Consider the following 22,637-nt stretch of genomic DNA (forward strand, 5'->3'; position numbering starts at 1 on the left):
ACACAAAGAAGTAATAGAGCGAGAATCGCCAGACCTGGATATTGCGCAGCGGCTCGAACTGCGAGGCGAAACTGCGCGGCTTGACGCCGCTGCGCCGACGCGCAGCGAGTTCCGGGTCATCCGATGTCAGGAAGAAGAAGATGAGGGCCACGATGACAAGGCCCGCCGCCCAGACATTGGCGACGCCCTGCCAGCCCATGGACGCCATCACGATGGGCGCCGCGAATTTGGTGGCCGCCGCGCCGACATTGCCCGCGCCGACGATGCCAAGCGCTGAGCCCTGCTTTTCCGGCGGGAAGAATTTCGAGACATAGGTGATCGACACGGAGAAGGATCCGCCAGCGATGCCGATACCGAGCGCCGCGATCAGGAATTGCGGATAGGTCGTCGCGAAGGTCAGGAGCCAGGTCGCCAGCGCCGACAGCAGCATCACGGCGAGATTGACGACCCGCCCGCCATACTGATCAGCCCAGACTCCGAGGACCAATCGCGAAAGCGAACCGGTCAGGATCGGCGTGCCGACCAGAAGCCCGAACTGGGTCTCAGACAGCCCGAGCTCCTTCTGAATCTGGATACCCAGAATGGCGAAGATCGTCCACACGGCGAAGCAGGCCGTGAAGGCGAAGGTTGTCAGCCCCAGCGCGCGATTGGCGCTTTAGCGTGCATTGCTGTTGAAAGCGGCATGGTGTGGCCCCCGTTCGGGCATTGGTTTTCCGGTTCGTGACCAACGGGGTGGCAGACGACAGACGCCTTGGCCTTGATATTTGTGAAGCGGGAGCTTGCCCGATGTTCGCTGGGGCGCGGCGTTTGAAATCAATCTTCTGTGGAGTGACGAAGCTGCTATGAGAGCCTGATCCTCGCCCCTTAACGTCCGACATTTGCACTATCGTGCTTGACAATTATCAAGCAAAGCTCAATAGTCGCACTAGATTAGCCTCAATCGTACGACGTTGAAATTCACGCACTGGATCATCGTCCAGCGTCTCTGGAGGACGCATGCCCATACGAAATGCAGACGCTGAACGCGTCAGACACACATCATTTTTCAGAAGCGCAGACGATGCGACGTTCAATACCGCGATGAACGGCGCGTTCCTCCAGCGTTTTCCGGCGAATACAACACTGTTGATGGAAGGCGACCCGGTCGGCTTTCTCTATATTCTGCTGGAAGGGGCGGTCGAGCTTGGCGCGGGCTGGAAGTCAAAGGATACCACACTCGCCATCCTGCGACCGATCTCCACCTTTATTCTCGCCGCAGTGGTGCTTGAATCTGACGCACTGATGAGCGCGGTCACGCTCGAACGCTCGGAGATTTTGATGATCCCCGGCGAATCATTACGCAGCAGCATGAAGCAGAATCCGGTTTTCGGTTTTGCGGTATCTGAAGAGCAGGCCGGTTGCTATCGCGGTCTTGTGCGTTCGATCAAGAATCACAAGCTGCGCGATTCGACAGAGCGGCTGGCAAACTACTTGCTGACCCAGCGGGCTCGTCAGGGTGACAGGGATGAAATAACCCTGCCGCACGAAAAGCGCGTGCTGGCCGCCTTGCTCGGCATGACGCCTGAGAACCTCTCGCGCGCCTTCTCCAAACTTTCCGACAAGGGTGTCAGCGTCGATGGGGCTCATGTCGGCTTTAGCAATGTCGCCGCGCTCGAACGGCTTGCCCGCCCTAGCCCTCTAATCGACAATCACTACTCGCAGGACCGCAACACCTTGGGCAAGGCCTATACGGAGCGTCAGCAGGGCCTCCTCGACCAGAAGAAGGCCTGAGCGCGCTCTAGCCGCCGGTCTGCGCGAGGTTCCTTGTGTCGCCAGGATTGGCGCCATGCAGACCGTGCGCGGCGGGCTTGAAGGTCAGCGCCTCGACGATCCGGGCCTTAAGCATTTTACACTGATCGTCTGCCTCAAGCAGATCGCGCAAGGGCCGCCCGCCCTGCCCGAACAGGCAGAGCCTGAGCTGCCCTCGGGCGGTCACGCGCAACCGGTTGCAGCCATCGCAAAACCGGGCGCATAAGGAGCAATCAGCCCGATCCGTCCGACATGATCCGGATGCGTGAACTCGACGGCCGGCCCATCATCAGCGCTTCGCGCGCTAGGCGTCCATCCATGGGACTCAAGCCATTCGCGCAACACCGTGCCACTGACATGCTGGTCTTCGAAGAAGGCCTTGTTGTCGCCGGTGCGCATCAGTTCGATAAAGCGCACCGTAACAGGCCGTTCACGGACATATTCGGTCCAGGCCGAAAAATCATCCTCCAGCCCGTCGCGCAGGAGGACCGCATTTAATTTCACCGCCGTGAGCGGCAGGGCCATGGCGCGCTCGATGCCCGCCAGCACATCCCCAGCCGGTCGTGTCCCGTGATACGATGAAAGCGTCGCGGTCCAGCGCATCAACGCTGACATTCAGGTTCGTGAGCCCGGCAGCCACCCATTCATCCACGTTCCGGGCGAGGTTCCAGCCATTCGTGGTCAGCGCGATCTTGTCGATCCCTGGCTGGGCCGACACGCGGGCGATGAGCTGCGTCACATCTTTGCGCACCGTCGGCTCGCCGCCCGTCAGGCGCACCTTGCTGATACCGAGCTGGGCGAAAGCGCGCACCAGCCGATCCACCTCACCCGGGCGCAGGAAATCCATCGGGCCGGATTTCCGATAACCATCGCGAAGGCAATAGGTGCAACGGAAATTGCAGACTTCCGTCACCGAAAGCCGCAAATAGCGGAACCTGCGCCCGAAGGCATCCGCCGCAACAGCGTCGGTGTGTGTCATCGCAAGGCTCCTTTCCAAGCACGGGAGGCGACAGGGTTTCCCCGCCACCCACGGCCGGGCCGCCATGGCGCGGGGAGGACGCGCTTTAGGTGGAACGGCTCGGAGCGAATTAAAGTGAGACTAGGCCGCACCGCCCGGGCTGTCTTTGACGGGCCAGCGACATGCGATTGATGATCGTCAAGTCAACGCCGCTGACGGGTCAAGCCGCGCGACCGGGCCTCGGCGCCAGCAGTCTCGGCCAATAAACAATGGCGAAAGCCGCGAACGCGCCCGCCCAGAGCGCACTCGCGACATGATTGACGTGCATCTGCACTGAATATTCGAGGAACGGCGCGGCAACCCGGGCCAGCGCGCCCAGATTGACGAGGGTGTATATCAGCACTGTCCCCGCTCCGGCTTTCAGCACATGCCCCGTGTGGCCGAGGCTCGCCCGAGTCATCACCGCAAGAGTCATCACACCGATCGCGCCCGCGCCGACAGCGTGAACGCCCGCCACGCGCGGGATGACGGCAGGAAATACCCCGCTCAGGCCCAACAGCAGCAGCGCCGCCGCTGCCCAGCCATAGCCGATATGCAGGATGGCCACGAGTGGTTCGGCGAGCGTGCGCTGCACCTGCCAGCGGGCAAGGCGTGCGAAGTTCACGACACCCGCTACCACGAGCAGCGCCGACGCCACGAGCGCGCCGTCGAACACGGCCCAGCCCGCCAGCGCGGCAAGCGACACGATCAGCGCCGCCCCATCAAAGCGACCGAACGGCGCCGGCATGTCCCCGCCCTTCTTGCCGAGCCAGTTGCGCGTGAAGCTCGGCGTAATGCGCCCGCCGATCAGCAGGATGAGGAACAGGAGAGCGGCAAGCCCCGTCCGGATGGCGACCTGCGGCAGGCCGCCCGATGTAACGCTCACCCAGTGAAAGCCAATATTGGCAAGCGCCAGCACGCTGACCGCGCCGGCAACCTTGAGGTTGCGGGTGTTCTTGCCGGCAATTACCTCACGCCAGATGAGGCTCGCAAAGGCAACAAGGAAGGCGCTCTCGATCACGCCCGGCAGCCAGATCGGACCCGACTGAAACAGCATGGCCGCACGACCGACCACCCAAAGCGCAACCAGCCCCACCAACGGTGCGCCGCAGACCGGCAGACGCCCGGTCCAGTTCGGCACAGCGGTCAGCAGGAACCCCGCCACGATGGCCGAGCCATAGCCAAACACCATCTCATGCACATGGAAGACGAGTCCCGCCTCCACCGGCAGAGCGTCCGGCCCCAGCGCATAGGTGACGATCCAGAGCGGCACGGCGATCGCCGCCCAGATCGCCCCGAAAGGAAGAAGGGCCGCAGGCCCAGGCTGAACAGGGCCGGTCCCCTGTAGGCGCGTATCTGTTCAGCACTCGTCGCCATGCTGCTTTCCTTTCCCGGCCTTAGCCGCATTTCGAATGACCGCAATCAAGGCAGGTATCGCAGCCTTCCTTGCGGATCAGGGATTTCTGACCGCATTTCGGACAGCACGCGGCATCCGAGGCGCTTGTCGGTGCGGGCCGCAGTTCGCCAGCCTCCCGAGATGCTCGGCAACGATCCTTCCGATGGCGGCCGGCAGCGAGGGACATATCGCCCGTCCATGAAGGCCCCGCCCTGCGGATCGAACACCGCCTGCAGCTCCTCGGCAACGAAGCCGACGTCGCCGCCGCGCCGGAACACCGCCGAAATCATCCGCGTCAGCGCCAGCGTCCACGGGTAATGATCCATGTTCTTGGAATTGACGAAGATCTCGAACGGGCGCAGCCCCTGCCCGTCATCTGTGTCATTGATCGTGACATAGACCGCATGCGCGCTCGGCGGCCATTTGAGCTTGTAGGTCGCCCCATCGAGTCGGCGTGCGCGCGGCGTCAGCGGTTTGTCGTCTTCGGGGACCGGAGGCGATGTCTCTGCGACCGACAGAACCGATCCCGTAATCGCGTTCGGGCGATAAGTCGTCAGCCCCTTGCAGCCGAGCCGGTAGCCCTCAAGGTAGACATCCTTGAAAGCTTCGAAGCTGATATCCGCCGGGCAGTTGACGGTCTTCGATATCGAGCTGTCGATGAAGCGCTGCGCACAGGCCTGCATGCGCAGATGATCCTGCGGTGTCAGGGTCTGCGCGCTGACGAACACGTCTTCGGGCGGCGGAAGCTCCCCGTGCAGTCGGTGCCAGACCCGAAGGGCATAATCGGTAACAGGCTGGTCCACACTGGAGCCGTCCGCCTGACGCACCTTTCGAGAATAGGAAAAGGCAAAGACCGGCTCGACTCCCGACGACACATTGTCCGCGAGCAACGAAGTCGTGCCCGTCGGCGCAATCGAGGTCAGGCAGCCATTGCGCAGGCCATGCTCGGCAATCAGCGCGCGGGTCTCGTCATCAAGCGTCTCAAGATTGGGCCGGTCGAGGACGACCTTTTCATAGAGCGGGTAGGCCCCTTATCCGCAGCCAGCTGCGCCGAAGCGCGATAGGCTGCACGTTTGATCGTGCCCATCCAGCTTTCCGTCAACGCCACGGCTGCGTCCGACCCGTAGGCCGCCCCACAGAAGATCAGCGCATCAGCAAGACCTGTGATCCCGAGGCCGATCCGCCGCTTGGCGCGCGCTTCAGTCGCCTGCGCCTCCAACGGATAGCGTGAAATGTCGATGACATTGTCGAGAAAGCGGATCGCCGTTTCAGTGAGGCGTTCGAGTTCACCTTCGTCAATCCGCGCCACGGACTCGAACGGCGCTGTCACCAGCCGGGCGAGGTTGATCGAGCCGAGAAGGCAGGCCCCATAGGGCGGCAGCATCTGCTCTCCGCAGGGGTTGGACGCGCTGATGGTCTCGACGTCAGCGAGGTTGTTCAGCGCGTTCACGCGGTCGACAAAGATCACCCCGGCTCGGCGGCATCATAAGTCGCCTGCATCAGCCGGTCCCACAGATCGCGTGCAGGTAAGGTGCGATAGGGCTGGTCGGTAAAGCGCAGCGTCCACTCCCCATCGCGCTCCAGTGCGGCCATGAAATCGTCGGTCACGAGCACAGAGATTGAAATTCCGGAACCGTGCGCCGTCGCGCTTGGCGTCGATGAAGGCTTCTATATCGGGATGGTCGATGCGCAGGCATCCCATCATCGCGCCGCGCCTCTGCCCCGCCGACATGATGGTCCGGCACATGGCGTCCCACGTGTCCATGAAGGAGAGCGGCCCGGAGGCCTGCGCGCCAACACCCATCACCGGCGCGCCTGAGGGGCGTATGGTCGAAAAATCCATGCCGACGCCGCCCCCTGCTGCATGGTGATAGCCGCTTCGCGCAGATGCTCGAAAATGCCAGGCAGGCTGTCGAGGATCGTGCCCATGACAAAGCAGTTGAACAGCGTCACATTCCGCGCCGTGCCCGCGCCTGCCAGAATCCGCCCCGCCGGAATGAACCGGAAATCGCTCAGCGCCTCGCGGAACCGTGCGCGCCAGAGCTTGCGGTGCGCAGGCTTCTCCGCTTTGGCCACAGCATCCGCAACACGATCCAGTGTTGCGGCGAGGTCGGCATCTTCGCCCGCGTCGGAACGGAAACGGTATTTCTTGTCCCAGATTTCCTCGGCAAGCGGCGTGTCAAAGGGCATAGCGATTATCCTTGTCGTTTGTGTGCTGAAGGACGATCAGCCTCTGTGATTCGGTGCGGCGTGACGCAGGGTGTGCACACCACTGTCTCACCCGAAAACCTGTCCACCGGCTGCTTGATCATCATCAAATGACCACTTCAAAAATCGAGAAACGACACGGAAGCGCCTGCAGGCTGAGGGGCGCGCCCGGCAACCGGCGGGTGAGCGTGTCGGAGGCGGCGAGCGAGCGCTGGCTGCCCGAATCCTGGGAGTCCGCCAGTATCAGGCCGCTGGCCGTCCGCCGTGCCCGCAGGAAGGTTTCCAGGTCACCGCAAACCGGGAGTGCATCGGCGCACAGGCCTGTCTCGAAGACGACAGCCAAGGCTGCATCTCCGCCACCGAGTCCGACCAGCAGAGGCGCAAGGAAGAGCCGCGCCGTCACCAGCGCCGACGTCGGATTGCCCGGAAGACCCATGACCAGACGGCCGCCGGTTTTGGCCAGCCAGACCGGCTTGCCCGGCTTGATCGCGACTTTCGGAAACACATAGTCGGGCGTGGCGCCGAAGACGGAGCGCGAATAATCCCGCTCACCGACCGACGCGCCGCCAATCATGATGACGAGATCGGCATCAGCCAGCGCACGCACCGCCGCGACTGCCATTTCGTCCGGCGTGTCCGGCAGTCGTTCGGCACGCAGCACACGCCCGCCGTGCGCACTCGCGAAGGCCGCGATGCCCGGCGACACGCTTTCGGGAATCGCACCCGGATTCTCATGGGCGTGCCCCGGTCGGGCAAGTTCATCGCCCGTCGCAAGGATCACCACGCGCGGCTGGCGATATACGACAAGCTCGCCCCGATCCGCCGCCGCCGCTGTCATCAGCGCCCGCCAGCCCAGCCGCACGCCTGCAGGAACAAGCACCTCGCCCGCCACAAAATCGGACCCTGCCGGGCGGATGTTCCGCCCAGCCCCATGCGGGCGCAGGAAAGTGACGTGATCACCAGTACGTTCGGTATTCTCCTGAACGATCACGCGGTCTGCGCCTTCCGGGACCGGTGCGCCGGTGAAAATCCGGGACGCTGAACGATCTGGCAGCACCTGTCCCGGCGGCGACCCGGCGGCCGCCTCGCCAGCTACGGACAAGCTGAACGGGAGATCGCGGAGATCGGCTTCGCGCACGGCATAGCCATCCATGGCCGACACATCCGTGCGCGGCATGGCGAACCGCGCCGTCACGGCCTCCGCGAGGACCCGTCCTGCAACGTCAGCAAACGGCACGGTCTCGACTCCGAGAGGCTTTGCAATATCGAACACGCGCGCCAGCGCATCATCGAAAGAGATCATGACGTTACGGTCTCCGCGCGCCAGTTGCCTGATTTTCCACCGCTCTTTTCCTCAAGCCGGACGGCCCCGATGACCATGCCCTTATCGACGGCCTTGAGCATGTCGTAGAGCGTGAGCGCCGCGACGCTCACGGCCACCAGCGCTTCCATCTCCACGCCCGCCTGGCCGGTCAGGCGAACATCCGCCTCGATCCGAAAGTCTGGCAGGGCGTCGTCCATCTCGATGCTAACCCCAACCTTGCTGAGCGCGAGCGGATGGCAGAGCGGGATCAGCTCATAGGTGCGCTTGGCCGCCATGATGCCGGCGAGTTCCGCGGTCGTGATCACAGCGCCCTTCGGGCTGCGACCCTCGCGCACCGTGGCGAGTTTTCGGCAGGCAGCGCACGCGCCCGCTCGCCACGGCGCGGCGCGGCGCACACTTGCGACCTTGTCGCTGACATCCGCCATGTGGACGCGGCCTTCGCTGTCGAGATGGGCGAGCTTCGTCATGGGCATATCCCCGATAGCGCTCGATCTGGCCAACCAGTGAGCAGGGCCTGAACCGGCTGTCGAATTCGAGTGCAAAGACATGATCCCAGGCGTCGCGACAGGCCCCGGTGGAGCCCGGAACGCAGAAGATGAAGGTCTCGCCCGCCTGCCCGGCAAAGGCGCGCGACTGAAGGGTGGAGACGCCCACCGTGCCGAGGCTGACTTGATGAAAGACGATCGAGAAACCATCCATCTCGCGCCGGAACAGCGGCTTGATTGCCTCCGGCGTCACATCGCGTAGCGAAAAGCCCGTGCCGCCCGTGGTCAGGACCACATCAATGTCCGGATTGGCGATCCAGCGCGTCACGACCGCGCGGATATCGGCGACCTCATCCTTCACGATGGCGCGCTCGACCAGAGCGTGCCCCGCCGTCTTCGCCCGCTCGATCAGGAGGCCGCCGGACGTATCGGTTTCCTCATTGCGGGTGTCAGACACCGTCAGCACGGCAATGTTCAGCGGGTAAAGGTCAGGCTCTCGTCAATCCCCGGCATCTTCTTCATTCCATCTCTCCCGATCCTCGGCGTCTCTCTTTGTAGGCTCGATCCAGCGGGTCCCGAACGGACCCTCTTCGCGTTTCCAGAACACAGCCTCCGCCTTGAGGCGATCCATCAGATAGTCGGCGCACTGAAAGGCCTCGCGGCGATGGTCACTCATCGCATTTCCCTCAGTACAGCGCGCCGTGCGCGCCGAGCACCGACGCGATCACGGTCACGAGGCTGAGCGTCATGAGGACAAGATGCCCGCGCCAGACCAGCGCCATGGTCTCCTCGGGTGCATGCGCAGACCGCTCGGCAAACCAGGAGTGAAGGAAAAGCGGCTCGAACACGAACAGGACGAGTGTGAAGACAAGCCAGATCGCCACCATGGCATGCATCCACCAGAACCCGGGGTCGAGGAACCGGTACCAGGCGTCCAAGCGATGGGTCATCCAGAACCCTGCCGCCCCGGCCAGCGTCACCGAAATCTTTGCCTGCCAGGAAAACGCGCCTTCGACCTGCTCGAACAGGCGCGCGCGGTCCTCTGGCGCTGCCAGCCTGCGCACGCCCGGCAGGAGCGCCAGCGTCACGAACGACACCCCGCCAATCCAGTGGACGATGGCAGCGACATGGATCGCGCGGGCGAGCGTCACGTCGTCCATCACCGCGCTCAGCCGCCCGAAACCGGGCTCATGAACTCCACGGTGTCGCGCGGGTAGACGATGTGGATATCAAGAACGATCTCATCATTGACAGCCGCGCGCACGCTGCGTTCCAGGATGGCCTCGGCCTCGTAGCGCACCGCCAGCAGCCGACGCAGCGCGGTGACGGTGACGCCCTCATCCGGCACCGTGACATCGGCTGGGCCTCCAAACGGCCGTTCGATCTGTCCATAAAACCCGATCTTCATGTCGATCTCCATCCTGTCTTGAGTTTTGCGAAACACGGCTCAGAGCGGCGGCAGCGGCGATACGCCGAGGAGCGGGCGATGCAGGACCACAATCACGGCCCAGACGGCCGGAACGATCAAAAGACGCCAGCTCAAAATGCCAGACCATCGTGCCTGCCCTGTCATGAGCGAAGAGAAGGGCAAAAGGCTCGTGTCTTCTGAGACCTGTCGCCATTTCGGTCCGGCGCGCTTGCGTGCCCGGCACTCCATTGCAAGCACGCCAATCAGCGAAAACACCCCATTGAACCAAACAGGAGAATATGCGCGAGATCGCCATTGACCGTGAGATGCGCGAGCGACCACAGAACCAGCGCCAGCAGCAGCGGGTGGCGCATCACCGCCAGAATGCCGGGAAGTGCCGGGTCGTAGGCCTTGCCTGCAAGTCCGCCAAGGCTGAACGGATTGGCAATGGCGGCGCCGCAAACAGCCAGCCACAAAGCGATGGCCAGCAGACCGTTGGCGAGCCAGGCACGCTCCGGAGTCCAAGACCAGAAACCCACATGAGGCGCGCGTCCCGCAGCCATGATCAGCCATGCGAGCAGCACCAGCGACACAAGACTGTAGAGCGTGAGATAAGCGCGCCGCCCGATCAGGCCCGTGAGCCGCGTGCGGATAGCCGGACGCGCAGGCAGCGTATGCGTGACCAGAAAGATCACGCTCGCAGAGATAATTTCGGCCCAGCCGTTCACACATCGCTTCCATCAGGTCATCAATGATTTCAGGCTGTTGATACTGCCTGTCATCGTCTGATGGCATGACATTGATCAGGTCGGGGCCAGTTATATTCTGACTGGCGACGCGATGATTGTCCTGTGAGGCGGCGGATCGAACGCGGATCAAGAAAGCTGCCGCCAGACCCTTGAACAGAAGATCAGGATGCCCGTTCTTTTCGCCGCCTTCCTTGTCACGGCGCTGCTCTATGCCAGTGTCGGCTTCGGCGGCGGGTCGACCTACAACGCCCTCCTGGTTATGAGCTAGGCCGATTTTCGCGTGCTCCCGACGATTGCGCTTGTGTGCAATGTCATCGTCGTCAGCGGCGGCGTCTGGCGCTTTTCGCGCACGGGCGACCTGTCACTGAGGCCTTATGCCCTTTCTTGCCGCCTCGGTGCCCGCCGCATGGATAGGCGGTCGCATTCCCGTCAGCGAAACCGTTTTCATCGGCCTTCTGGGCGGGGCGCTGCTCCTGTCAGTGTCGCACCTCGCGTTTCAGAAAGGCGCTGAAACAGCAACGGTGGAGCCGGTTGCTCAAAGCCGCAATCACAGGCTGTTCGCGTCTGGCATTGGCGGCGCTATTGGCCTCCTGTCGGGCATTGTGGGGATTGGCGGCGGCATCTTCCTCGCGCCGGTGCTTTACCTCGTGCGCTGGGGACGCCCGCGCCAGATCGCCGCCGCAAGCACTGTCCGTCGCCAGAACATTTGGCGCAACTCGGGACTTAGAGCCTGATGACTTTAGGTTGACCCACACGCCATCGCGCGGTTGCACACGCGCCGCTCACCCTGAGCTGGACGAAGGGATGAGCGGCTCGTGGTGAGCTTGACGAACCACGAGCGGACTTTACAGCCTGCTCCGTGAAGATCGGAATGGCGATCCCATCCAATGTCATCAGACTCTAAAACGGCATTCATGCGAGAGGCGTGCGGCGACCGGCTCGCTTCGGTCGGGGATCCCAGCGACTCAGGGCGCGCGATTTGCACTTGTGGACGGACGTTTTCGAACCATGCCCGGCGTCACGCCCAAGTGGCGGCGCAAACTGCGCGTCAGATGCGGCTGGTCGTAGAAGCCGCATTCGTGGGCGGCGTCGGCGGGCGCCTGGCCGTTCTCTAGGCTTTCCAGCGCACGGCGCAGACGATGCTCCCCGCATAAGCCTGCGGGAGAGGCCGAACCAGCGCGTGAAGGCGCGAGCGGCGTGCTCGCGCGTGATCTCAAAGCGTCTTGATAGAACGGCTACGGGGGTGGCGCATCCCCGCGAAGCGCTTCGGCGAACTCGGCTAGCCAGCCGCCAGGCGATTCGCCGGGGCGGCGGCAGCCTGACGAAACGGCCTCGGGAAGCGCGTACTCGCCGCGAAGCAGGGCTTCGGGATCGCGAATGCGCCACACGCCGTAGACCTCGGCATCCAGCGCGCGCGGGTCGAGATCAACTACCCAGGCACCCCGCGTGCTGAACGCGTTGGCGTGTGCATGAAACCTCGGTGAATAACAAGATCGCCGGCTTCGGCGATCCAGCGGCCGTCGGCGCTCCGCTCCTCGTAGCTCCCCTCCAGTACAACTGCGCAATAGGCCAGCGCATGCCGGTGCATCGGCATGGCGGAGCGCGGCGGAAAGCGGACGGGGGCGGTCATCGAATTTCTCTAGCATGGCGAGCGGTGGTGGATCACATCCGTCCAAGACACAGAACGTGCGGACTGACAAGACTGGACGCATGCGTCTGACCTCCAGCATCGTTGCGTTCATCATCTTTGTCCTTGGGACCGTGGGATGTGCGACGCCTTCCCCGCTCCCGCCACGATGTGGTCTGTACGCGGCTCGGAGGGCTTTGACGCCTTGTGCGCACTGAACGTACTCTCCGAAGATCCTTACTACGCCGAGTTCTACCCAGCTGAACTCCGCGTCTTTCAGTCAAAGACTACGACGATGCCCGCAATGCAGCGCAACGTCTTCGCGCCGTCCTCAAGGATGAAAACGGTACGATCATCTCCGCCTTCCTGACACTGATATTCTCCGGCGGGCCGGACGCATCCCTGGATGGGCTCATCGAATCCGCTCGCCAGCCGGAAGCGCTGCGCGCGGCATTCGAGCGCTCTCCCTTCTGGAGCGCCGAGTCCTGGAGCCTGTTCGAGCGGGTCCAGCCCGATGTCGTGACCACGCTCGCTGCGATGAAGCGCGCTGGTTTCAGAGAGTGGTGGGCGCGCGAGTTCAAGCCCAAGATTGACGCACGCGCCGCCGGGCTTCGGCGCGAGCTATCGCGCTATGACGTGCTCGGCGAGCAGCGCCGCCTCACCGGCCGGGACGGCGGAGACTCTATCGAAGTCATCGTGCTGCATTTCTCCGAGCCGCACGGAATCCGCATCCAGGGCCAGAGATTCCTGACACACGCCTCCTATCCAGCTGAAATCGTGCTGCGAAATGCAGCCCATGAGCCGCTTCATCCGATGCTCGATCTCTCCGATCCACGCGTCAGGGCGCTGGTGGACCATCTCGGCGACGATCCTCTGATCGCTTCGGCCGTCGCACGTCACGACCCGTCCTATGGCTACAATTCTGTCGCAGGTCTTGCCGAGGAAGATGTCGTCCAGGCCCTTGAGCAGATCGTCTCCGAACGGCTGGGATTCGCCGACGATCCCCGGGAGCGCTGGATCGCGGCCGACGACGGCATGCACGTGCTTGCGGCCGCCTTCTACGACCTCGTCCGCGAGACCAACTACCCGGAAAAGGGCGGCGTGTTCGTCGACTGGCTCATCGCCCGTCAGTCGGCCGGTGACCTGTCCCCGGCTGAAATCGAAAAACGGGCGCGACGGCGCTCGGCAATGAAGCGATCGACAAATGGCTCCGTGCAGCGCCCGTGACTGATCCTGTCCAATAGGATGTCGGAACTCCATCTTTGTACCGACAGCATGGGCACAGGCCAGATTACTGATCTATGCCCGCGCATACAATGCTTCCATGTAGTTGGCACCATGAACCTGAACGTGTCGTCGAGTTTCATTTTACTTAGTCACGCCGCTGCTCGCATCGCGACGCACGCGATCGGGGAGAAACATCTGCGAAGTGCCGCCGTCTCGCCATTTCCCTCGCCTTCTTCGGCGTGGGGATCTTTCCCATCGCGGCCTCGGCGCAGTCCGGCGGCGAAGCCGACCTTCGGCCTTGAATCCCAGTATGAATCATCCGTTCGCCAACAAGACGTGGCGACCCTTGAGAGGCTGATCGCCAACGATTTCGTCGCCACGAGCAGCCGCGGCGAGCTGCGCGACAAGGCGACCGAAATCGCCGACATCGCGCCGGCCCCGGGCATCGAGGTGCGCGGATTTGAGCTCGACGACATATCAGTGCGCCTCTTCGGCGACGCCGCGATCGTGACGGGGCGGGCAAAGCTTGATGTGCGGATCGGCGCGCGCGCCTCCTCGAGCGTCTCCCGATACACGCGGATCTACGCCCGGCGGGAGGAAAACTGGCGAATCGTCGGCCAGCAGCTCACGCGAATTGAGACATCGAACCAATGAACGGGATGAGGATAAGATACGCCTTGATCGTTCTGGCTTTCGTCGTCGTGGCGGCGTTCCAGTACCCCATCTATGACGCCCTGCCGATGGAGCCGCTCGGCGAAGCGGGCTGGCTGGTCTTCTTCTTTCTCTATGCGATTGTCGCGCCGCTGCTTGTCATGTCGCTCGACGGCGGAGGCGTTCGGCAGATCGTCGGCGACCTCGGCGTTCTGAGAAACCCGTTTCCGGCTCTCCTGTTCGGCCTTGTCGTCACGGCGCCCGCCCTCGTTGGCTTCGCGCTCAAGCTTCCTCTCAGCGCCTCGCTAAGCATCACTGGCCTGCTGATGGGCAGCCTGTTCTATCCGCTCGTGGAGGAAATCTTTTCCGGGGTTTTCTGTTCGGGCAGCTCTACAAGCGCGCGGGATGGTCCTTCTGGCCGGCGGCGCTGACGCCGGCCGCCACCTTCGCGCTCTCCCACCTCTATCAGTCGCAGGACCCGGCGGAGATCGCCGGCATCTTAGCCATCACGGCGCTCGGCTCTGTCGTCTTCTCCTACATCTTCATCCAGTGGGGCGGAAACATCTGGGCGCCGTTTGCGGGTCATGCGCTCCTCAATCTCTATTGGAGCGTCTTCGCCGTCGACGACACGGCGCTTGGCGGAACCTACGCGAACGCCCTCCGCTTCGCCGCGATCGCGCTGGCGGTTGTGTTCTGCTTCGTCGCGCCACGACTTGGTTGGCTTGTGCCGCTGAAGAACAGGAACGACGGCGCGCCACCGGCCCGCGAACGTGGCGACAGGCAGCCTGGGGAGCTGCTCCCATGACGCGGGCTCTGTGGCGAGCGATTTTCGTCAGCGCGGCTGCGATAGCGATGACATCCTGCGCCGAGAGGCTGCCCGCTCCGACGGCGCCACTTGCTGATGACTGGTCGTCCCTGTCCCGTTCGATCTGATCGACAATCGCATCGTCGTCGACGCCAGGTTCAATGGGCGGCCGCTTCGCGTCATCTTCGACACCGGCGCAGGCTACATCCTTACGCCGGAAGCCGCCGCGGAACTCGGACTTGACGTCGAGGGCGCTGGCCAGAGCGGCGGCGCCGGGGAGCAGCGCGTCGACACCGGCGTGACGCAGGTCGCCGACATGCAGATCGGCGATGTCCATATCCGCGACCACGAATACGCGGTGATCTCGCTCGCGGATTCTCCGAACGTGTTCGGCTCAGCGCAGATCGACGGCGTCGTCGGCTTCGAAGTGCTTGAGCGCTTCGTGACCCGGATCGACTACGAAGAGCGCGAGCTGTCATTCATGGTGCCGGAGCTTTTCAGCTACGATGGAAATGGCGTCGCCATTCCGGTTCAGCCCGCGTGTGCGGGAACAGTCACCATAGCGCACGCCGCGTTCGGCGAGCGTCGGTTCAGCCCCGTGTGCGGGAACAGCGCCGCCGCTGCGTCCGCCGATCGCGCTGCCGCGGTTCAGCCCGCGTGTGCGGGGAACAGTCGATCAGTGTCGAGGCCCCGTTCGACGGCAACGGTTCAGCCCGCGTGTGCGGGGAACAGAACAATGCAATCGTATTGTCGTCGGACGGCACCGGTTCAGCCCGCGTGTGCGGGAACAGACTTCGTCAGGGACATAAACGCGCTGCTGACCCGGTTCAGCCCGCGTGTGCGGGGAACAGAGAATGCGGCGGATCACGCCCATGGATGTGCTCGGTTCAGCCCCGCGTGTGCGGGGAACAGTTGTCATGATCTGCCTCGCGGGATTATTCTGGAGGTTCAGCCCCGCGTGTGCGGGAACAGTACCGCGGTGCCTGCGTGAGCGATCCAGAGTCCGGTTCAGCCCCGCGTGTGCGGGAACAGTAGAACTGTATGCCGGAGAAGCTGGAGAAGAACGGTTCAGCCCCGCGTGTGCGGGAACAGAGCCCGGCGCTGTTGCGCGCGAAAGTGAGCGCCGGTTCAGCCCGCGTGTGCGGGAACAGAAAGGACATGACGATGAGCGACCTAGTTAACGCGGTTCAGCCCCGCGTGTGCGGGAACAGCGTCATACAACGGACCCGCGCGTCCATGATTGCGGTTCAGCCCGCGTGTGCGGGAACAGAGCGCCGCCGGGCACGATCCTGAAACCGCGCGCGGTTCAGCCCGCGTGTGCGGGGAACAGGTTTTGAGCGGCCGGGCGGCGGGCATGTCGGCGGTTCAGCCCCGCGTGTGCGGGGAACAGGGATCTGGGCAATGCCGCGCCGCGGCCTCGACGGTTCAGCCCGCGTGTGCGGGAACAGTTTTCAGCACGCGTGCCATGGCGGCCTCGATCGGTTCAGCCCCGCGTGTGCGGGAACAGGCTGAGCTATGTGGCGATGTTGCTCAAGGCGACGGTTCAGCCCCGCGTGTGCGGGGAACAGCGTCGCAAAATCCGCACACCCACGGTCACCGTCGGTTCAGCCCGCGTGTGCGGGGAACAGTTGCGGCTGAGATTGGTGAGCGTGTCGTTGATCGGTTCAGCCCCGCGTGTGCGGGAACAGACCTGTAGGTGCTTTATACGCTCGAGAAAAACCGGTTCAGCCCCGCGTGTGCGGGAACAGGGCCAGAGCCGACGCCGCTAGTTCGGGACTGACGGTTCAGCCCCGCGTGTGCGGGGAACAGTCCAGCTTGCTCTTGACCCACTGGCCTGTCGGCGGTTCAGCCCCGCGTGTGCGGGGAACAGGCCGGCGCATCTGCCACGCATAATATCGGCGACGGTTCAGCCCCGCGTGTGCGGGGAACAGTCCGTACCAGCCCTGGATCGCCATGACGAAGGCGGTTCAGCCCCGCGTGTGCGGGGAACAGAGTGCGCTGACCGAGGCGATGGCCCGCGCCGGCGGTTCAGCCCCGCGTGTGCGGGGAACAGATGGACGGCATCATCCTGCCGCTCGACCATCCTGGTTCAGCCCCGCGTGTGCGGGAACAGCTGCCAGTCGTGCGCGCCGCCTGCCCCAGCGCCGGTTCAGCCCGCGTGTGCGGGGAACAGGTCGCATCTTGGTCGTAAAACCATCGGATGTCGGTTCAGCCCCGCGTGTGCGGGAACAGACTTCCCAGAAACTATTGGATCACAAAGCTTTTCACAATGTCAAAGAGCGCACCGAGAAACAGGAGACCAATACCGCCCCTGAAAGTGCTATGCCACGCCTGCGTCGGGTTTGAAACGAACGAGTTTGAACCCGTCAAGGTCACAGGGTTCGCGTCGTCCGGCACCCAGCGTCTCGAAGTCGAAGCCTGCGTCGTTGGGCGCGGCCCATGCCAGCACTGCGTCACCGTCTGGGCCCAGTAGTTCCTTGACATCGTCCCAGATGCGCTCGCGCGTCCGACGGGAATAGGCACCGACATAAACGCCGGCACGCACCTCCAGCAGCCAGACCGCCAGCCGCCCGCGCAGTCTGGGCGGGGCATTGTTGACAATGATCAGGAACATAACAGTTTATCTCTCGCCAAGGCGGTCACGCAATTGGCCATCAATGTTGTCAGCCGATCTTTGTTTTGACCGTATTTCAGTATGTTGGTGAGCACCGGCGCTCGTGCGCAAATGCAGGTGTTCTTGAATCCTCGCCGTAGCCGGTCCCGGCGAAGGCCGGGGCCAGGATGAATTGTTCACTGCAGCTCTGTGTGGGCACCATCGCTAGCCCCGGTGGCCGCTGTCGCCCGACGGCGTTTCAGGAATGGCGACCGGCATCGCCTCTTCCGGCGCCTCGGGCGGGGTGCGGCCGGTCGAGGCCAGCACCTCCTCGATCAGCGGGATGAGCCGCTCCAGTAGATTGGTACGGCGGAATGAGTCGCGGCAACGCCGCCTTACTTCACCAACCGGGTCGGCACTGGCCCTGGCCATGCCCTTGCGCGCCTCCCCGCTACCTGGAAGGCAACGGGGACGACGGTGTCGAACTTCACGATGTCTGCGATGTCGTAGACGAAGCTAAGGGGCTTACCGGAATGGAGGAAGCCGATGGCCGGGGCGTAACCGGCAGCCAGCACCGCTGCCTCAGTCACGCCATACAGGCAACTCGTCGCCTGGCTGAGGCAACGGTTGGGAAGGTCGCCCGCATCGAAATCGCCGACCTCGTACCGCCGCGCGCTCCAATGAACGCCGTAGCGCTGGGCCAGGATGCGGTACATCTCTCGCACCCGGGCCCTCAATACCGCGCAACTGATCGACCGAGCGGCGCGCCGGCGGCTCCTCCTTGAAGCGCAGCGCATACATCTTGCGCACGACCGTCAGCCTGTCGCCGTCGTCGAGCGCCAGCCGTGCCTGAAACAGCAGCCGGTCGGACCGTGCCCCGCCAGGCTGACCGCTGGCGTACAGCCGCACTCCCGCCTCGCCTACCCAGAGGATGAGGCAGCCGACGCGGGCGGCCAGCGTCACGGCGGCGTGGCTGATGCGCGCGCCGGGCTCCAGCATCAGGCAGGCGAGGCCGCCCACGGGGATGTGCGTGCGCACGCCATTCGCGTCGACCACGACAAAGGCACCGTCGAGCACGTTGAGCTCGCCCTTGTCGATAAAGAGCATCGCCGCCCGGTCCTTGATCGGGATGGGCCGTGGCGGCGGCGCCCCGGCGGCGGGGCGGAGAGACTCACGCCGGCCGCACCAGGAGCAGGCCGCAGCCATAGCGCCGGGCCCGGCCGACGCCGTGCGCCATCGCGGCCTGGAGGCGGGCCGGATTCTCGACCCGGGCGACGCCTTCATAGTCGATGGTCGAGAAACGCACCGGATCGGCGCCCGGCGCCAGACGCGCTGCTGGCGATAGGCCATGGCGAGGCAGGCCTCCCGGTCGAACGCGAGGCCCAGCCGTTCCTCCCGCGCGTACAGCCAGGCAAGCGCCGCCGCTTCGGTGTCGGCCGCCGTCCAGCCGGCGCGCTCATGGGGAGATGGCCCAGCGCGCGTGCATTACGGCATCGGCCCGGTGGCCGCGCATGCGGCTGCCGTCCGCATGCCGCACGTCCGTCGCGACGCTGACCGCCGGGTTGGCGCGCAGCGAAGCGCACCAGGCTGCCGGCGGCGAGGTCGGGCTGGAATTCCCGCGTCTCCAGGGTCCAGAGGTCGGTGGATGGCGTCGGCACCTCCTGCGAGCAGCAGCCAGCGTCGGCCGGGCTCGGTCTCACGGAACAGGAAGCGGGCCGGCCCGCCCTCCTGCTGCTCGAACAGCGACCAGATGAGGCTGTGCCCAGCATCGGCGCGCGACGCCTGGCGCAGCAGCGCGGCGATGTTGCGCGAGGCGGGGCTCAACACCGCACGGGTGAGATAGAGGATGTCGGCACTCATGCGCTTGCCTCCGGCGACGGCATGAGCAGGCGGTGCTGCACCCGGTCCTCGAACACCCAGGCTTCGCGGCGCACCACGGTATCGCGGCGCACCTCGCACTGGTCCGGAGCACCGCTCTCATGATCATCGTCCGCCCAGAGGACAGGGCCGGCGGTGATGCGGGCGCGGGCACCATCCTTAAGCGCCTCGTCATAGGCCGCAAAGGCCGCCGGAAGGCTCGGCGCGTCGATGAGGCGCGGTGCCGGCGGCTGGCTGAGCGGGCAGGACTTGCGTCCGAGATAGAGCGCATAGGCCGGGCGGTCGAGCGCGGCGGCGATGTCCGCAAGCGGCGGCGCATCGCTCGACCGTGCCCACAGCGCGACGGTCGCAGCAAAGCCCGCCCAGTACCAGCGGTCGGACAGGACCGTGTTCAGCCGGTCAGGCTCGGCCAGCTCATCGCGCCGCGTCGCCCAGCGCCGGTCGCGACCGCTCGATGGCGCCTGGGCGGTGTGATAGTCGCGCAGCACGATTGCCGGCCGGTCGTGTGGCGCTTCGCCGAGCCGGTCGACCCGGACGGCAAAGCCCAGCGTGGCGTGGAGTCGGGCATGGTCGGCGCTCTGCGCGCGCGGGATGCCAAGTGCGGCGGCAACGAGGCCGAGCACCGCCGACTTCGACGGCCGATCCCAGGTCGAGCGAAGCTGGCCGACGGTGACGTCGCCGAACGCCGCCATCGGCCCGGCCAGCGTGAACAGCAGATGGGAGCGCGGGTCAGCCATGGCGCGGAGCCTGCGCATCGCGCGCGGCCGTCTGCGCCAACGCGACCAGCGTCTCGAGCGTGTCAGTGCTCTTCTCGTCCGCCTGCACGATGAACTCGGCATCCGCGTCGCAGCCTGGGCCGTAAACCCTCTCGAACTCAAGGCGAAGGTTCTGGAGTGCTTCCACCGAAGCCGCGAAGACGTCATGGCTGGCGATCGGCTTGAGGAAGGCGCTCGCCAGGGTGCGCGGGGTCTGGCCGCCGACCTCGACCAGGCCGTAGCGGGCGATGGAGCGGCTGGCATAGCTGTTCTGCTTGCCCTTGGGCGAGGTCGTGGCGAGCCCGGCGACCAGCGCGCCGGCGGCCCGGGCGGCAAGGCCGGCATCGCCCGACAGATTGGCCTTCAGCAGCGAGGCATCGAGGCAGGCATAGTGATAGAACAGGCCGGTGCCGAACTGCTGGACGCCGACGAAGCCGGCGCCGCGATCCTCATGGCGTCGCGCGGCCTTCAGCTCGTCGACGGCGGTGAAATAGTCATCCTCCACCTCCTGCCGATGGGTGGTGAAGGCATGCGCGACCTGCACGGCTGCTTCCACATTATAGCCGGGGTTGTCCGCGAGCATCCGGCCGAACATGGCGATGTCGGCGGCTTTCGGTCGCTCGACGAGCACCGCCATCTGCTTGGGGTCGAGCGTCTCGCCCGCGGCGAGCCGGACAGCCAGCGCCGTCAGCCGGTCGATCTCGTCCGGCCCCAGATGGGCGAGCTGCTCGGTGTCGGAGGTCGGCTCATCCGCATCCTTGGCCTTTTCAGCTTGCCGAGCTTGTCGTTGGCGATGACGCGCTGGGAGCGCTCGACCGCGTCCTTGCGGGCAAGGTTGTGCGGCGGCCCCATCAGGGCGGCTTCGAGCAGCTGGCCAAAGCTCTGCGCGCGGGTGCCGAGTGCTCCGGCCAGCCGCTCCACGAACGTCGGGCCGGTGCGCAGTGCGCGCTTGATGCTCTGGGAGGAGACGCGCAGCCGCTGCGCCCCGCCATAGATGAGGGTCTTGGGCCGGCCGCTGTCGTCGCGGTTCAGGTTGGCGGCCGGATAGTCGATCAGCATGTGGATCTGCACGAACGTGGTCATCGGGTGGGTTCCTTGTTCAGAGTGCCTAGAATCAGAGTGTCGGGGCGTGAGGGGCTTCGGCAGTCGCCGGCTGGGCCCAGTAGGCCTGCGCCCAGCGGAGGCGGCGCCGTGGCGTCCAGTCCAGCAGGCTGACGGCAAGGTCAGCGACCGGCGCGGCATTACCGAGCAGGTGGACCGCCTGAATCATCGGGTCGAGCAGCTCGGCGATATCGTCATGGCCCTGGCGCAGCAGGCGCTTGAACCGGCTTTCCGCCATCACCGGCCCCTGCTCGCCCGCACCGAGCGCTTTGGCGGTGGCGATGGTGCCCAGGTCGTCGCGGACATGGGCAGGACAGCAGCACAGACGACCTGTGCCTTGATCCGCCAGTCGCTAAAAGCGTTTAGCTCGGGACAGGCCTGGTCCAGCCCTGCCTTCAGGTCGCGGAAGGCCGCCACCTCCCAGGCGGCCACCACGTCGAGTGCGCGACCATTGGCGCTGATCGGCGCGCGGATGCGGCGCAGCTGCGCGCGCGCCTGGCGCATCGGGCCCGTGTCGGGCGAAGGGTGGAGGGCCTTCCACCACTCTTTGCAGACTCGTCCCTGGCGGGCGCGCACGTCCTCGGTCGTCTCACTCGTCATGGCACGGGCTCCTGCTTTGCCTTGCGGCGCTTGCCGCCTTGGGTGTCGGGGATGTCGAGCTTCAGCGCCGCCGTCACTTCGGCCTTGGCGTGGTCGCTGAAGGCACGGTCGAGCGCGGCGCGGGCCTTCGCCCAGCATTTCATTGCATCGGGCGTGCTGTCGCCGTCCTCGGGCAGGCCGGCGAAGCGGTCGAACAGAGCCAGCGTCGCGTGGCGCAGCCCGTCGCGCCAGTCCCGGAGGTGCGTCTGCTGCGGGTCATCGGGTGCCCGTGCCAGCTTATCGAGCCAGGTGCGGAACAGCGGTTCAGTCTCGGCCCAGAAGGCCGACTGGGCATCGACCGACAGATCGAGCGATGCGTCCTCCCGCACACGGAACTGCTCGGTTCCATTGGCATCGCGCGAGAAGACGCCGGCACGGACGCGGCGGATGGCAAGGCCGAGGGCCGCGGCGGCGACGCCTGCCGCCTCGATCGCGGCGCTGGCCCGGCTCAGCCAGGCCTTCCGGTCCTCCGGCTGATCGAAGGCGAACCAGGGGACACGATCATCGACCCAGGCGCACGCCTTCATATTGTCCATGTCATAGCCCCAGGCGCTGACGTCGGCGCGCGGGTCGACCTCGAGGTCGCGGCGCTTGTCGTCCCACGCCGCGACGCTCCGGCTGGCCTCGACGCTGCCGCCGCCCCAGATGCCGAGCCAGCCCCGATAGCCGCGGCTGCCGGGATTGGGGTGGACGGGGAAGCGCACGCCTTTGGGGTCGGTGCGATAGGGCGACAGCGGGTGCGTCCAGTCGGTGTAGTTCGCGCCGTAATTCTGGGTGCGATACTGGCGCACGATGCCGAAATCGGCCGGGCCGCCGAGCGCGCAGACCCCTTCCCGCTCGACCGCAAGACGGATGCGGCGCGGACAGGCGAAGAACGGCAGCCAGTCCGTGACCCGGTCCGGGCCGACCACGACCTTCTTGTCGGACACCAGCGTCGGCGCGAGCCAGGGAAGGCCAGCGGCCAGCGTGGATCGTCCGCCGGCCATGTCGCCGGCCGTTCCCGCGC

General features: G+C 65.1%; 32 protein-coding genes, 5 pseudogenes, 1 CRISPR repeat array and 1 riboswitch. Of the genes and pseudogenes, 7 read left to right on the plus strand and 30 right to left on the minus strand.

The window, feature by feature from the left end:
- Positions 1-40 precede the first annotated feature (40 nt).
- Positions 41-601 (minus strand): annotated as a pseudogene (locus E6W36_RS23785) (MFS transporter); the annotation flags it as partial.
- 395 nt (positions 602-996) lie between these two features.
- Here E6W36_RS23785 and E6W36_RS15675 point away from each other — a divergent pair.
- On the plus strand, positions 997-1,770 hold the full coding sequence (locus tag E6W36_RS15675) for a cyclic nucleotide-binding domain-containing protein (RefSeq protein WP_222873196.1): 774 nt from the start codon (positions 997-999) through the stop codon (positions 1,768-1,770).
- 121 nt (positions 1,771-1,891) lie between these two features.
- On the opposite strand, the pseudogene moaA reads toward E6W36_RS15675, so the two are convergent.
- The 15 genes and pseudogenes from moaA to E6W36_RS15745 all read right to left on the minus strand — a co-directional run.
- Positions 1,892-2,313: pseudogene (gene moaA / locus E6W36_RS19700) on the minus strand (GTP 3',8-cyclase MoaA); the annotation flags it as partial.
- Positions 2,249-2,713, minus strand: a complete 465-nt coding sequence (locus E6W36_RS19705; protein WP_246047813.1) for a radical SAM protein — start codon at positions 2,711-2,713, stop codon at positions 2,249-2,251. The pseudogene moaA and the gene E6W36_RS19705, both read right to left, overlap by 65 nt.
- Positions 2,714-2,758: 45 nt before the next feature.
- Positions 2,759-2,884: riboswitch (molybdenum cofactor riboswitch) on the minus strand.
- Positions 2,885-2,966: 82 nt separating this feature from the next.
- Positions 2,967-4,076, minus strand: a complete 1,110-nt coding sequence (locus E6W36_RS15685; RefSeq protein WP_281277562.1) for an NnrS family protein — start codon at positions 4,074-4,076, stop codon at positions 2,967-2,969.
- Between the two features lie 131 nt (positions 4,077-4,207).
- A complete protein-coding gene (locus tag E6W36_RS21125) occupies positions 4,208-5,137 on the minus strand; it encodes a TSCPD domain-containing protein (protein WP_222874517.1) in 930 nt (309 codons plus the stop codon).
- On the minus strand, positions 5,134-5,649 hold the full coding sequence (locus tag E6W36_RS21130; protein ID WP_222873198.1) for a hypothetical protein: 516 nt from the start codon (positions 5,647-5,649) through the stop codon (positions 5,134-5,136). The genes E6W36_RS21125 and E6W36_RS21130 overlap by 4 nt, the downstream gene beginning before the upstream one ends.
- Positions 5,646-5,789, minus strand: coding sequence for a hypothetical protein (locus E6W36_RS19710; RefSeq protein WP_246047816.1), 144 nt, complete (start codon positions 5,787-5,789; stop codon positions 5,646-5,648). The genes E6W36_RS21130 and E6W36_RS19710 overlap by 4 nt, the downstream gene beginning before the upstream one ends.
- A 64-nt stretch (positions 5,790-5,853) precedes the next feature.
- Positions 5,854-6,024: pseudogene (locus E6W36_RS23790) on the minus strand (hypothetical protein); the annotation flags it as partial.
- Positions 5,985-6,371, minus strand: coding sequence for a ribonucleotide reductase N-terminal alpha domain-containing protein (locus tag E6W36_RS15705; RefSeq protein WP_222873200.1), 387 nt, complete (start codon positions 6,369-6,371; stop codon positions 5,985-5,987). The pseudogene E6W36_RS23790 and the gene E6W36_RS15705, both read right to left, overlap by 40 nt.
- 124 nt (positions 6,372-6,495) lie before the next feature.
- The gene (locus tag E6W36_RS15710; protein WP_222873201.1) at positions 6,496-7,692 is read right to left on the minus strand and encodes a molybdopterin molybdotransferase MoeA; all 1,197 of its coding nucleotides are present in this window, start codon (positions 7,690-7,692) and stop codon (positions 6,496-6,498) included.
- Complete coding sequence (moaC, locus tag E6W36_RS15715; protein WP_342776701.1) at positions 7,689-8,261, minus strand: cyclic pyranopterin monophosphate synthase MoaC; 573 nt, start codon at positions 8,259-8,261, stop codon at positions 7,689-7,691. The genes E6W36_RS15710 and moaC overlap by 4 nt, the downstream gene beginning before the upstream one ends.
- Positions 8,262-8,268: 7 nt before the next feature.
- Positions 8,269-8,664: pseudogene (locus tag E6W36_RS15720) on the minus strand (molybdenum cofactor synthesis domain-containing protein); the annotation flags it as partial.
- 33 nt (positions 8,665-8,697) lie between these two features.
- Positions 8,698-8,874, minus strand: coding sequence for a molybdenum cofactor biosynthesis protein MoaE (locus tag E6W36_RS15725; RefSeq protein WP_222873203.1), 177 nt, complete (start codon positions 8,872-8,874; stop codon positions 8,698-8,700).
- Positions 8,875-8,884: 10 nt separating this feature from the next.
- Positions 8,885-9,358 carry a hypothetical protein gene (locus E6W36_RS15730; protein WP_222874518.1) on the minus strand — a complete coding sequence of 158 codons (474 nt, stop codon included), beginning with the start codon at positions 9,356-9,358 and terminating at the stop codon, positions 8,885-8,887.
- Between the two features lie 8 nt (positions 9,359-9,366).
- Entirely contained in the window at positions 9,367-9,618 is a 252-nt protein-coding gene (locus E6W36_RS15735; RefSeq protein WP_222873204.1) for a MoaD/ThiS family protein, read from the minus strand.
- 251 nt (positions 9,619-9,869) lie between these two features.
- On the minus strand, positions 9,870-10,334 hold the full coding sequence (locus E6W36_RS15745) for an NnrU family protein (RefSeq protein WP_222873206.1): 465 nt from the start codon (positions 10,332-10,334) through the stop codon (positions 9,870-9,872).
- A gap of 395 nt (positions 10,335-10,729) precedes the next feature.
- Here E6W36_RS15745 and E6W36_RS15750 point away from each other — a divergent pair, with 395 nt between their 5' ends.
- A complete protein-coding gene (locus E6W36_RS15750) occupies positions 10,730-11,089 on the plus strand; it encodes a TSUP family transporter (RefSeq protein WP_222873207.1) in 360 nt (119 codons plus the stop codon).
- Positions 11,090-11,320: 231 nt separating this feature from the next.
- On the opposite strand, the gene E6W36_RS23795 is transcribed toward E6W36_RS15750, so the two are convergent.
- Positions 11,321-11,572: a helix-turn-helix domain-containing protein gene (locus E6W36_RS23795; protein WP_222873208.1), complete on the minus strand. Its 252-nt coding sequence runs from the start codon at positions 11,570-11,572 to the stop codon at positions 11,321-11,323.
- A 212-nt stretch (positions 11,573-11,784) separates the two neighbouring features.
- Positions 11,785-11,985, minus strand: coding sequence for a cupin domain-containing protein (locus E6W36_RS15760; RefSeq protein WP_222873209.1), 201 nt, complete (start codon positions 11,983-11,985; stop codon positions 11,785-11,787).
- Positions 11,986-12,501: 516 nt separating this feature from the next.
- Between E6W36_RS15760 and E6W36_RS15765 the strand changes: the two genes are divergently transcribed.
- The 5 genes from E6W36_RS15765 to E6W36_RS15780 all read left to right on the plus strand — a co-directional run bounded on the left by E6W36_RS15765 (position 12,502) and on the right by E6W36_RS15780 (position 15,656).
- Positions 12,502-13,209 carry a hypothetical protein gene (locus E6W36_RS15765; RefSeq protein ID WP_222873210.1) on the plus strand — a complete coding sequence of 236 codons (708 nt, stop codon included), beginning with the start codon at positions 12,502-12,504 and terminating at the stop codon, positions 13,207-13,209.
- 111 nt (positions 13,210-13,320) lie between these two features.
- Positions 13,321-13,863 (plus strand): nuclear transport factor 2 family protein, encoded by a 543-nt coding sequence (locus E6W36_RS15770; RefSeq protein ID WP_222873211.1) that lies wholly within the window; start codon positions 13,321-13,323, stop codon positions 13,861-13,863.
- A 23-nt stretch (positions 13,864-13,886) separates the two neighbouring features.
- On the plus strand, positions 13,887-14,291 hold the full coding sequence (locus E6W36_RS19715; protein ID WP_246047817.1) for a hypothetical protein: 405 nt from the start codon (positions 13,887-13,889) through the stop codon (positions 14,289-14,291).
- Positions 14,237-14,665, plus strand: a complete 429-nt coding sequence (locus E6W36_RS23800) for a CPBP family glutamic-type intramembrane protease (RefSeq protein ID WP_425459744.1) — start codon at positions 14,237-14,239, stop codon at positions 14,663-14,665. The genes E6W36_RS19715 and E6W36_RS23800 overlap by 55 nt, the downstream gene beginning before the upstream one ends.
- Positions 14,666-14,804: 139 nt before the next feature.
- Positions 14,805-15,656 carry a retropepsin-like aspartic protease gene (locus tag E6W36_RS15780; RefSeq protein ID WP_281277564.1) on the plus strand — a complete coding sequence of 284 codons (852 nt, stop codon included), beginning with the start codon at positions 14,805-14,807 and terminating at the stop codon, positions 15,654-15,656.
- A gap of 669 nt (positions 15,657-16,325) precedes the next feature.
- Positions 16,326-16,718: direct repeats of the CRISPR family, unit length 29 nt; unit sequence CGGTTCAGCCCCGCGTGTGCGGGGAACAG.
- A 267-nt stretch (positions 16,719-16,985) separates the two neighbouring features.
- Here E6W36_RS15780 and cas2e read toward each other — a convergent pair.
- The 12 genes and pseudogenes from cas2e to casA all read right to left on the minus strand — a co-directional run bounded on the left by cas2e (position 16,986) and on the right by casA (position 22,617).
- A complete protein-coding gene (cas2e, locus tag E6W36_RS15785; protein WP_222873212.1) occupies positions 16,986-17,279 on the minus strand; it encodes a type I-E CRISPR-associated endoribonuclease Cas2e in 294 nt (97 codons plus the stop codon).
- Between the two features lie 204 nt (positions 17,280-17,483).
- Positions 17,484-17,690, minus strand: a complete 207-nt coding sequence (locus E6W36_RS19720; RefSeq protein ID WP_246047819.1) for a hypothetical protein — start codon at positions 17,688-17,690, stop codon at positions 17,484-17,486.
- On the minus strand, positions 17,654-17,848 hold the full coding sequence (locus tag E6W36_RS19725) for a hypothetical protein (RefSeq protein ID WP_246047821.1): 195 nt from the start codon (positions 17,846-17,848) through the stop codon (positions 17,654-17,656). Before E6W36_RS19725 ends, E6W36_RS19720 begins: the two co-directional genes overlap by 37 nt.
- Positions 17,841-18,365: a CRISPR-associated endonuclease Cas1 gene (locus tag E6W36_RS19730; protein WP_246047822.1), complete on the minus strand. Its 525-nt coding sequence runs from the start codon at positions 18,363-18,365 to the stop codon at positions 17,841-17,843. The genes E6W36_RS19725 and E6W36_RS19730 overlap by 8 nt, the downstream gene beginning before the upstream one ends.
- Before the next feature lie 64 nt (positions 18,366-18,429).
- Positions 18,430-18,705, minus strand: coding sequence for a type I-E CRISPR-associated protein Cas6/Cse3/CasE (locus E6W36_RS19735; RefSeq protein WP_222874521.1), 276 nt, complete (start codon positions 18,703-18,705; stop codon positions 18,430-18,432).
- Positions 18,706-18,743: 38 nt separating this feature from the next.
- Positions 18,744-19,118 carry a type I-E CRISPR-associated protein Cas6/Cse3/CasE gene (locus tag E6W36_RS15800; RefSeq protein WP_222873213.1) on the minus strand — a complete coding sequence of 125 codons (375 nt, stop codon included), beginning with the start codon at positions 19,116-19,118 and terminating at the stop codon, positions 18,744-18,746.
- On the minus strand, positions 19,115-19,873 hold the full coding sequence (gene cas5e / locus E6W36_RS15805; RefSeq protein ID WP_222873214.1) for a type I-E CRISPR-associated protein Cas5/CasD: 759 nt from the start codon (positions 19,871-19,873) through the stop codon (positions 19,115-19,117). Before cas5e ends, E6W36_RS15800 begins: the two co-directional genes overlap by 4 nt.
- A pseudogene (gene cas7e, locus E6W36_RS15810) lies at positions 19,866-20,609 on the minus strand (type I-E CRISPR-associated protein Cas7/Cse4/CasC); the annotation flags it as partial. The gene cas5e and the pseudogene cas7e, both read right to left, overlap by 8 nt.
- Positions 20,579-20,974 (minus strand): type I-E CRISPR-associated protein Cas7/Cse4/CasC, encoded by a 396-nt coding sequence (locus tag E6W36_RS15815; RefSeq protein WP_222873215.1) that lies wholly within the window; start codon positions 20,972-20,974, stop codon positions 20,579-20,581. The pseudogene cas7e and the gene E6W36_RS15815, both read right to left, overlap by 31 nt.
- Positions 20,975-21,005: 31 nt before the next feature.
- Positions 21,006-21,341: a type I-E CRISPR-associated protein Cse2/CasB gene (casB, locus tag E6W36_RS15820; protein ID WP_222874522.1), complete on the minus strand. Its 336-nt coding sequence runs from the start codon at positions 21,339-21,341 to the stop codon at positions 21,006-21,008.
- Positions 21,230-21,592 carry a hypothetical protein gene (locus E6W36_RS15825; RefSeq protein ID WP_222873216.1) on the minus strand — a complete coding sequence of 121 codons (363 nt, stop codon included), beginning with the start codon at positions 21,590-21,592 and terminating at the stop codon, positions 21,230-21,232. Before E6W36_RS15825 ends, casB begins: the two co-directional genes overlap by 112 nt.
- Positions 21,589-22,617, minus strand: a complete 1,029-nt coding sequence (casA, locus tag E6W36_RS15830; RefSeq protein WP_425459745.1) for a type I-E CRISPR-associated protein Cse1/CasA — start codon at positions 22,615-22,617, stop codon at positions 21,589-21,591. Before casA ends, E6W36_RS15825 begins: the two co-directional genes overlap by 4 nt.
- Between the last annotated feature and the right edge of the window lie 20 nt (positions 22,618-22,637).

Source organism: Hankyongella ginsenosidimutans (genome assembly GCF_005144965.1).
Lineage (GTDB): Bacteria > Pseudomonadota > Alphaproteobacteria > Sphingomonadales > Sphingomonadaceae > Hankyongella > Hankyongella ginsenosidimutans.